Origin of the sequence: Delftia sp. DS1230 (assembly GCF_040112715.1) — a bacterium.
Classification (GTDB): Bacteria; Pseudomonadota; Gammaproteobacteria; order Burkholderiales; family Burkholderiaceae_C; genus Comamonas; species Comamonas tsuruhatensis.
Genome location: NZ_CP157763.1, coordinates 6,186,141 through 6,195,000 on the forward strand (window position 1 = coordinate 6,186,141; position 8,860 = coordinate 6,195,000).

An 8,860-nucleotide genomic window follows, 5' to 3' on the forward strand; every position below is an offset into this window, starting at 1 on the left:
GGCCCGCTCAGGCCGCGTGGGTTCGACGCCAGAATTCCGGCTGCTCGTAATGGTGCTTGAGATAGTCGATCCACAGCCGCACGCGCAGCGGCATGTGCTTGCGCTGGGGAAAGACCACGAAGATGCCGTTCGGTGGGGCCGCAAATTCCTCCAGCACCGCCACCAGGCGCCCGGCGGCGATCTCGGCCTCCACCTCCCAGGTGCTGCGCCAGGCAATGCCCCAGCCGCCCAGGCACCAGTCGTGCAGCACCTGGCCGTCGGAGCAGTCCAGCGGACCGCCCGGCTTGAAATGCACGACTTCGCTGGTTCCGCTGTCCGGGTGCGGAATGCGGAAGGCCCAGCCGCGCGTCTGCGAGGCATCGCTGGACAGCGTCAGGCAGTCATGCTGGGTCAGCTCACTGGGGTGGCGCGGCGTGCCGCGGCGCTCCAGATAGGAGGGCGTGGCCACGCACTGGCGCCGGTTGTCGGCGATGCGCACGCTGACCAGGGCCGAGTCGGGCAGGTCGCCTACCCGCACCGCGCAGTCAAAGCCCTCACCGGCCAGATCGACCACGCGGTCGCTCAGATTCAGGGAAATCGTCACATCGGGGTGCAGGTCCCGAAAACGCGGCACCAGAGGCGCCACATGCCGCCGACCAAAGCCTGCCGGCGCCGTGATGCGCAGATGTCCTGTGGCCTTGACCCCGCCCGCACTGACGCTGGCCTCGGCGTTGGACACATCGGACAAGAGGCGCTGGCAATCCTCGAGAAAAGCGCTGCCCTCGTGCGTGAGCGAGATGCGGCGTGTGGTCCGCACCATGAGCTTGACGCCCAGGTGCTCTTCCAAGGCATCCAGTCGCCGCCCCATGATGGCTGGCGCCACGCCTTCCGCCTTGGCCGCTGCCGTGAGGCTGCCGCGCGTGGCCACCGATACGAATGACTCGAATGCCTTGAGCTTGTCCATGACTGCTGTCCGTTTCTTTTCCGTGTTCTTGTGGGGCATGCGCATGCATGCCTGTCTCCTGGGGTCCGCCTTTTTGCGCAGTAGGCACTGGCTGTCTGCCATTTGCCCTTCGCACCGGGCTGCATGCCAATTTCCGATGGTTTTGGCAGGCGCATAACCTTCCCACATTTTTGCGTAAAAGTCACGAGTTTTAAGATTTATGGTCTATTTATGTACGCAAATAAATCTAATAAAGTATTCCTTATAGTCAGGCCCGTAAAGGGTCCAGGCCAGTCTTTCCATCCATCCAACCGGGGTTCCCACCATGACCGATCGCACCCAAGCCCACAGCCTGCAGGTGGCCACAGAGCTGCACCGCTTCATCAATGAACAAGTGCTCCCGGGCACGGGTGTCGCGCCCGAGGCATTCTGGAAAGGCTTCGACGAGATCGTCAACGACCTCGCCCCCCGCAATGCCGCCCTGCTGGCCGAACGCGACCGCCTGCAGGCCGAGCTGGACACCTGGCACAAGGCCCATCCCGGCCCCATCACCGACATGGCCGGCTACCAGCAGTTCCTGACGCAGATCGGCTATCTGGTCGAGCAGCCCAAGGATGCCAAGGCGACCACCACCAATGTGGATGCGGAACTGGCCATCCAGGCCGGCCCCCAGCTGGTCGTGCCCATTCTCAATGCCCGCTATGCGCTCAACGCCGCCAACGCGCGCTGGGGTTCGCTGTATGACGCGCTGTACGGCACGGATGCCATCGGCGAGGACGGCGGCGCGGAAAAGGGCAAGGGCTACAACCCCGTTCGCGGCGCCAAGGTCATCGCCTTCGCACGTGATTTCCTGGACCAGGCCGCCCCGCTGGCCTCGGGCTCGCACAAGGATTCCGCCGGCTACCGCGTGGAAGGCGGCCAGCTGGTCGTCGCGCTCAAGAACGGCGGCACCACGGGCCTGAAGAACACCGCCCAGTTTGTGGGCTACCAGGGTGATGCCGCAGCGCCCTCTTCCATGCTGCTGCTCAACAACGGCCTGCATATCGACATCCGCATCGACAAGACCACGGCCATCGGCCAGACCGATGCCGCCGGCGTGGCCGACGTGGTGGTCGAGGCGGCCCTGTCCACCATCCTGGACCTGGAAGACTCCGTGGCGGCCGTGGATGCCGAGGACAAGGTGGTGGGCTATGCCAACTGGCTGGGCATCCTCAAGGGCACGCTGACCGAAACCTTCGACAAGGGCGGCAAGAGCATGACGCGCGGCCTGAATGCAGACCGCGAGTACACCGGCGCCGACGGCAAGCCCGTCAGGCTGCATGGCCGTTCGCTGATGTTCGTTCGCAACGTCGGCCACCTGATGACCAACCCGGCCATCCTCTGGGGCAACGGCAAGGAAATCCCCGAAGGTATCCTGGACGCCATGGTCACCACGGCCATCGCCGTCCATGACATCAAGGGTCTGGGCGCCAACGGCATCCGCAACTCGCGCACGGGCAGCGTCTACATCGTCAAGCCCAAGATGCACGGCCCTGCGGAAGCCGCCTTCGCCAGCGAGCTGTTCGGCCGCGTGGAAAAGGTGCTCGGCCTGCCCGAGAACACCGTCAAGCTGGGCATCATGGACGAGGAGCGCCGCACCAGCGTCAACCTCAAGGCCTGCATCGCCGCCGCCGCATCGCGCGTGGCCTTCATCAACACCGGCTTCCTGGACCGCACGGGCGACGAAATGCACACCGCCATGTATGCCGGCCCCATGGTCCGCAAGGCCGACATGAAGGGAAGCGCCTGGCTGGCCGCCTATGAGCGCAGCAACGTGCTCGTGGGCCTGGGCCTGGGCCTGCGCGGCAAGGCGCAGATCGGCAAGGGCATGTGGGCCATGCCCGACCTGATGAAGGCCATGCTGGAGCAAAAGATCGGCCACCCCAAGGCCGGCGCCAATACCGCCTGGGTGCCCTCGCCCACGGCCGCCACGCTGCACGCCCTGCACTACCACCAGGTCAACGTGGCCGAAGTGCAAAAGCAGCTGGAGCAGACCAATGCCGACGCCGAGCGCGCCAACATCCTGGCCGACCTGCTGCAGGTGCCCGTGGTCAAGGAAGACAAGTGGAGCGCGGCTGAAAAGCAGCAGGAGCTGGACAACAACGTCCAGGGTATCCTCGGCTATGTGGTGCGCTGGGTGGACCAGGGCGTGGGCTGCTCCAAGGTGCCCGACATCCACAACGTGGGCCTGATGGAAGACCGCGCCACGCTGCGCATCTCCAGCCAGCACATCGCCAACTGGCTGCAGCACGGCATCGTGACCGAGGCGCAGGTGCGCGAGACCTTCGAGCGCATGGCCGCCGTGGTCGACCAGCAGAACGCGGGCGATGCGCTGTACAAGCCCATGGCCGGCCACTTCGACACCTCGATGGCCTACCAGGCCGCCTGTGACCTGGTCTTCAAGGGCAAGGAGCAACCCAGCGGCTACACCGAGCCCCTGCTACATGCCTGGCGCCTGAAGGTCAAGGCCGCCGCCTGACGCGGGCGGCGCCCGGCGCTTGAAAAAGCACCCAGGCTTGCCTGAGGTGCTTTTTTCATGGATCTACACTCAGAACCACGATGAGTGCCCCTCCCCCCGATGCCAGCCTGTGTCCGCTGTGCGGCCGCAGCAATCAGTGCGCCATTCTTGCGGGCGTTGATCCGCTGAACTGCTGGTGCATGGACACGCCGGTGGCACCCGATGCATTGGCCCGTATTCCGGAGCCCCTGCGCAACAAGGCATGCCTGTGTCCCGCCTGCGCACTTGGCACCGACAAGCCTCGACCGCCCGCGTCGGCCGATATGATGTCGCCGACCCAACCCCCTAGAACTTGATCCCTGAGGAGATTGCATGCCCACGTACCACGTCGAAATGATGGAAGGCCGCACCGTCGAACAAAAGCGCAAGCTGGTCGAAGAGATCACGCGCGTCTCGGTCGAAGTCCTCGGCGGCTCGCCCGAATCGGTGGACATCCTGATCACCGACATCAAGCGCGAAAACTGGGCCACGGGCGGCAAGCTCTGGTCCGAACGCAGCTGAGGACTTTTCCTCCAACGCATGCAAAAGGCAGCTTCGGCTGCCTTTTTCCATGAAGCTGCAGCTTTACTTGCGCATTTCTCCAAGTGCCTGCAGCGCACTGGCAGCCACGGTCCACGGCACAGGATGGGAGTCTCTGGCCTGCCAGTACCTGGCAACCCCATCCATGGAAACCTGGGTCAAAACCACCTGGGCGGCGCCGGCCGCATAGGCTTGAAAAGCGGCATCGGTCATCCGTGCCTGGTAGCCAGAGAGATCGCCTCTACGGAAAAGCGCCCATGCGCCTTCGACACACTGCAGCTGCAGGCGCAGATGTGCATCGCCAGGCAGCAACGCTTGCATGAACAGATCGCGCGTGGCTTCATACGTTGTGGGAGCAGCACACAGCAGTGCAATGCGTGACTGGGGATCTCTCTGCAAGGCAGCGGCCACCTTGCGGGCCAGCATGCCATCGGCACGCCAGACCTTGCCACTGCGGCAATCCGCCACGGCCGGGCCCAGGGTCGAGCAGGTCAGCAGCACGGCATCGATATCGGCAGGGTCTGCCAGCGCATCAAGCTGCCCCGCCGTTTTCTGCCGAAGCGACGCATTCATGCCACCTGCAGCCTCCGCCTCCAACAGCAGTTCCTCATGCACCTGATGAACGATTGAGTGGGCCGGCCAGCCCAGTTCGGCAGCAGCCTGCTCGAAGATCACGGCGTTACTGTGCGCCGTATGCAGACAGAGGATGGGCATAGGTGTGTTCCGTTTTTTTGCCGTTGCCCCGCATTGTGCTTGCAGCTGCCGCGCCAGGCGTTAGGCTATGGCTTGAACTACGCAAACAACGATACCGCCATGTGCCAGCTGCTTGGAATGAACTGCAACACGCCCACCGACGTGCGCTTCAGCTTTTCGGGGTTCACCCAGCGCGCGGGCAATACCGGCGACCATACGGACGGCTGGGGCATCGCCTTCTTCGAGGACAAGGGCCTGCGCCACTTCGTGGGCTATGAGCGCGCCATCGACTCACCCATCGCCAAGCTGATACGCGAGTACCCGATCAAGAGCCGCAACGTCATCGCCCACATCCGCAAGGCCACGCAGGGCGCGGTAAGCCTGCAGAACTGCCACCCCTTCGTGCGTGAACTGTGGGGTCGCAACTGGGTCTTTGCCCACAACGGGGATCTCAAGGGCTTTGCACCCAAGCTGCATGCCCACTTCCACCCGGTGGGAAACACCGACAGCGAACAGGCCTTCTGCTGGATTCTCCAGGAGCTGTGGAAGTCGCATGCCGGCCTGCCCAGCGTGCAGGAACTCACCCACACGCTGCGCGAGCTGGCCAAGCGAATCTCGCCGCATGGAACCTTCAATTTCCTGCTGTCCAACGGCGAGGCGCTGTGGGCCCATGCCACCACGCACCTGTGCTATATCGAACGACGCCACCCCTTTGCCCAGGCCCATCTGTCGGATGAAGACCTGGCCGTGGACTTCGCCCGGGAAACCACACCCCAGGACCGCGTGGCCATCATCGTCACGGCGCCATTGACCAAGAATGAGACCTGGACCTCGATCCAGTCGGGCGAACTCAAGGTCTTTGTACAGGGCGAATGCCTGCCGCTTTGAACCATTGCGTATTCAGGAATAAAAAGAGAGCGCGTCAGCGCTCTCTTTTTTTGGGTTGTCCGTTTTGGCGGTTCAGCCTGTTTCCCCGTTTTTCCTGCAGCCCAATGCAAAAAACCCCGTAGCTTTGGGCTACGGGGTTTCTTGGGCTGTAAGAGCCTGACGATGACCTACTTTCACACGGGAACCCGCACTATCATCGGCGCAAAGTCGTTTCACTGTCCTGTTCGGGATGGGAAGGAGTGGTACCAACTTGCTATGGTCATCAGGCATAACTTGTTGTCATGCTGCTCTTGTGAGCAGCACAACGAATTCATAGAGTCTGTAATCAGCTTTGTATTTTGACTGCGCCTTACTTGGCATAACCACCTTGATGATCAACGTCATCAAAGTTATAGGGTCAAGCCTCACGAGCAATTAGTACTGGTTAGCTTAACGCATTACTGCGCTTCCACACCCAGCCTATCAACGTCCTGGTCTTGAACGACTCTTCAGGGGGCTCAAGGCCCCGGCAGATCTCATCTTGAAACGAGTTTCCCGCTTAGATGCTTTCAGCGGTTATCTCTTCCACACTTAGCTACTCGGCAATGCCACTGGCGTGACAACCGATACACCAGAGGTGTGTCCACTCCGGTCCTCTCGTACTAGGAGCAGGCTTCCTCAAATCTGCAGCGCCCACGGAAGATAGGGACCAAACTGTCTCACGACGTTTTAAACCCAGCTCACGTACCTCTTTAAATGGCGAACAGCCATACCCTTGGGACCGACTACAGCCCCAGGATGAGATGAGCCGACATCGAGGTGCCAAACACCGCCGTCGATATGAACTCTTGGGCGGTATCAGCCTGTTATCCCCAGAGTACCTTTTATCCGTTGAGCGATGGCCCTTCCATACAGAACCACCGGATCACTATGTCCTGCTTTCGCATCTGCTCGACTTGTCAGTCTCGCAGTTAAGCACGCTTATGCCATTGCACTATCGTCACGATGTCCGACCGTAACTAGCGTACCTTCGAACTCCTCCGTTACGCTTTGGGAGGAGACCGCCCCAGTCAAACTGCCTACCATGCACTGTCCCCGATCCCGATAAGGGACCTGGGTTAGAACCTCAAACGCACCAGGGTGGTATTTCAACGTCGGCTCCATGAGAACTAGCGTCCTCACTTCAAAGCCTCCCACCTATCCTACACAGATCCGTTCAAAATCCAATACAAAGCTACAGTAAAGGTTCATGGGGTCTTTCCGTCTTTCCGCGGGGAGATTGCATCATCACAAACATTTCAACTTCGCTGAGTCTCTGGAGGAGACAGTGTGGCCATCGTTACGCCATTCGTGCAGGTCGGAACTTACCCGACAAGGAATTTCGCTACCTTAGGACCGTTATAGTTACGGCCGCCGTTTACTGGGACTTCAATCAAGAGCTTGCACCCCATCATTTAATCTTCCAGCACCGGGCAGGCGTCACACCCTATACGTCCACTTTCGTGTTTGCAGAGTGCTGTGTTTTTATTAAACAGTCGCAGCCACCGATTTTTTGCAACCGCTTTGGGCTCCCTTTGTTCAAGTTCACCTACTTGCGGCATACCTTCTCCCGAAGTTACGGTATCAATTTGCCGAGTTCCTTCTCCAGAGTTCTCTCAAGCGCCTTAGAATACTCATCTCGCGCACCAGTGTCGGTTTGCGGTACGGTCGTGTGTAGCTGAAGCTTAGTGGCTTTTCCTGGAAGCAGGGTATCACTCACTTCGTCTGCAAGCAGACTCGTTATCACCCCTCATCTAAGCCCGGCGGATTTGCCTACCAGGCACGACTACAGGCTTGAACCAACATATCCAACAGTTGGCTGAGCTAACCTTCTCCGTCCCCACATCGCACTACACATCGGTACAGGAATATTGACCTGTTTCCCATCAGCTACGCATCTCTGCCTCGCCTTAGGGGCCGACTCACCCTACGCCGATGAACGTTGCGTAGGAAACCTTGCGCTTACGGCGAGGGGGCTTTTCACCCCCTTTAACGCTACTCATGTCAGCATTCGCACTTCTGATACCTCCAGCACCCGTTACCAGGCACCTTCACAGGCTTACAGAACGCTCTCCTACCACTTGCAATAAATTGCAAATCCGCAGCTTCGGTAACTGGCTTAGCCCCGTTACATCTTCCGCGCAGGACGACTCGATCAGTGAGCTATTACGCTTTCTTTAAATGATGGCTGCTTCTAAGCCAACATCCTGACTGTTTTAGCCTTCCCACTTCGTTTCCCACTTAGCCAATTTTAGGGACCTTAGCTGGCGGTCTGGGTTGTTTCCCTCTTGAGTCCGGACGTTAGCACCCGGTGCTCTGTCTCCCAAGCTGTACTCTGCGGTATTCGGAGTTTGCATAGGTTTGGTAAGTCGCCATGACCCCCTAGCCTAAACAGTGCTCTACCCCCGCAGGTAATACTTGAGGCACTACCTAAATAGTTTTCGGAGAGAACCAGCTATTTCCAAGTTTGTTTAGCCTTTCACCCCTATCCACAGCTCATCCGCTAGTTTTGCAACACTAGTCGGTTCGGACCTCCAGTACCTGTTACGGCACCTTCATCCTGGCCATGGATAGATCACTTGGTTTCGGGTCTACACCCAGCGACTGGACGCCCTATTCGGACTCGATTTCTCTACGGCTCCCCTATTCGGTTAACCTTGCCACTGAATGTAAGTCGCTGACCCATTATACAAAAGGTACGCAGTCACCCTTGCGGGCTCCTACTTTTTGTAAGCATGCGGTTTCAGGATCTATTTCACTCCCCTCCCGGGGTTCTTTTCGCCTTTCCCTCACGGTACTGGTTCACTATCGGTCGATGATGAGTATTTAGCCTTGGAGGATGGTCCCCCCATATTCAGACAGGGTTTCTCGTGCCCCGCCCTACTTTTCTCTAGCTCAGTACCACCAGTCGGTTTTCACATACAGGGCTATCACCTACTATGGCCGGACTTTCCATTCCGTTTTGTTAACCGTCTGACTATCACTAGAAGGCTGTTCCGATTTCGCTCGCCACTACTTTCGGAATCTCGGTTGATGTCTTTTCCTCTGGGTACTTAGATGTTTCAGTTCTCCAGGTTCGCCTCGCATACCTATGTATTCAGTATGCGATACCCTTGCGGGTGGGTTTCCCCATTCAGAAATCTCCGGATCAAAGCTTATTTGCCAGCTCCCCGAAGCTTATCGCAGGCTATCACGTCTTTCGTCGCCTATCATCGCCAAGGCATCCACCACATGCTCTTAGTCACTTGACCCTATAACTTTGA

At 59.3% G+C, this 8,860-nt stretch carries 6 protein-coding genes and 2 rRNA genes; 4 read left to right on the forward strand and 4 right to left on the reverse strand.

Annotated elements, in window-relative coordinates; translation table 11 throughout:
- Window positions 1-7 precede the first annotated feature (7 nt).
- Window positions 8-943, reverse strand: a complete 936-nt coding sequence (locus AAN986_RS27895) for a LysR family transcriptional regulator (protein WP_026062476.1) — start codon at window positions 941-943, stop codon at window positions 8-10.
- Between the two features lie 304 nt (window positions 944-1,247).
- Between AAN986_RS27895 and AAN986_RS27900 the strand changes: the two genes are divergently transcribed.
- From AAN986_RS27900 to AAN986_RS27910, 3 genes are all read left to right on the forward strand, one after another.
- The gene (locus AAN986_RS27900) at window positions 1,248-3,440 is read left to right on the forward strand and encodes a malate synthase G (RefSeq protein ID WP_047219516.1); all 2,193 of its coding nucleotides are present in this window, start codon (window positions 1,248-1,250) and stop codon (window positions 3,438-3,440) included.
- Window positions 3,441-3,520: 80 nt separating this feature from the next.
- Window positions 3,521-3,775, forward strand: a complete 255-nt coding sequence (locus AAN986_RS27905; protein WP_013804760.1) for a cysteine-rich CWC family protein — start codon at window positions 3,521-3,523, stop codon at window positions 3,773-3,775.
- 16 nt (window positions 3,776-3,791) lie between these two features.
- Window positions 3,792-3,980, forward strand: a complete 189-nt coding sequence (locus tag AAN986_RS27910; RefSeq protein WP_012202595.1) for a 4-oxalocrotonate tautomerase — start codon at window positions 3,792-3,794, stop codon at window positions 3,978-3,980.
- A gap of 63 nt (window positions 3,981-4,043) precedes the next feature.
- Here the strand turns inward: AAN986_RS27910 and AAN986_RS27915 are convergent, their stop codons facing one another.
- A complete protein-coding gene (locus tag AAN986_RS27915) occupies window positions 4,044-4,712 on the reverse strand; it encodes a hypothetical protein (protein WP_047219517.1) in 669 nt (222 codons plus the stop codon).
- Window positions 4,713-4,811: 99 nt separating this feature from the next.
- Here AAN986_RS27915 and AAN986_RS27920 point away from each other — a divergent pair, with 99 nt between their 5' ends.
- A complete protein-coding gene (locus AAN986_RS27920; RefSeq protein ID WP_034400144.1) occupies window positions 4,812-5,579 on the forward strand; it encodes a class II glutamine amidotransferase in 768 nt (255 codons plus the stop codon).
- A 154-nt stretch (window positions 5,580-5,733) separates the two neighbouring features.
- Here the strand turns inward: AAN986_RS27920 and rrf are convergent.
- Together rrf and AAN986_RS27930 are read right to left on the reverse strand one after the other, a co-directional pair.
- Window positions 5,734-5,846: ribosomal RNA gene (gene rrf / locus AAN986_RS27925) — 5S ribosomal RNA — on the reverse strand.
- A gap of 126 nt (window positions 5,847-5,972) precedes the next feature.
- Window positions 5,973-8,848, reverse strand: a 23S ribosomal RNA gene (locus AAN986_RS27930).
- Window positions 8,849-8,860 lie beyond the last annotated feature (12 nt).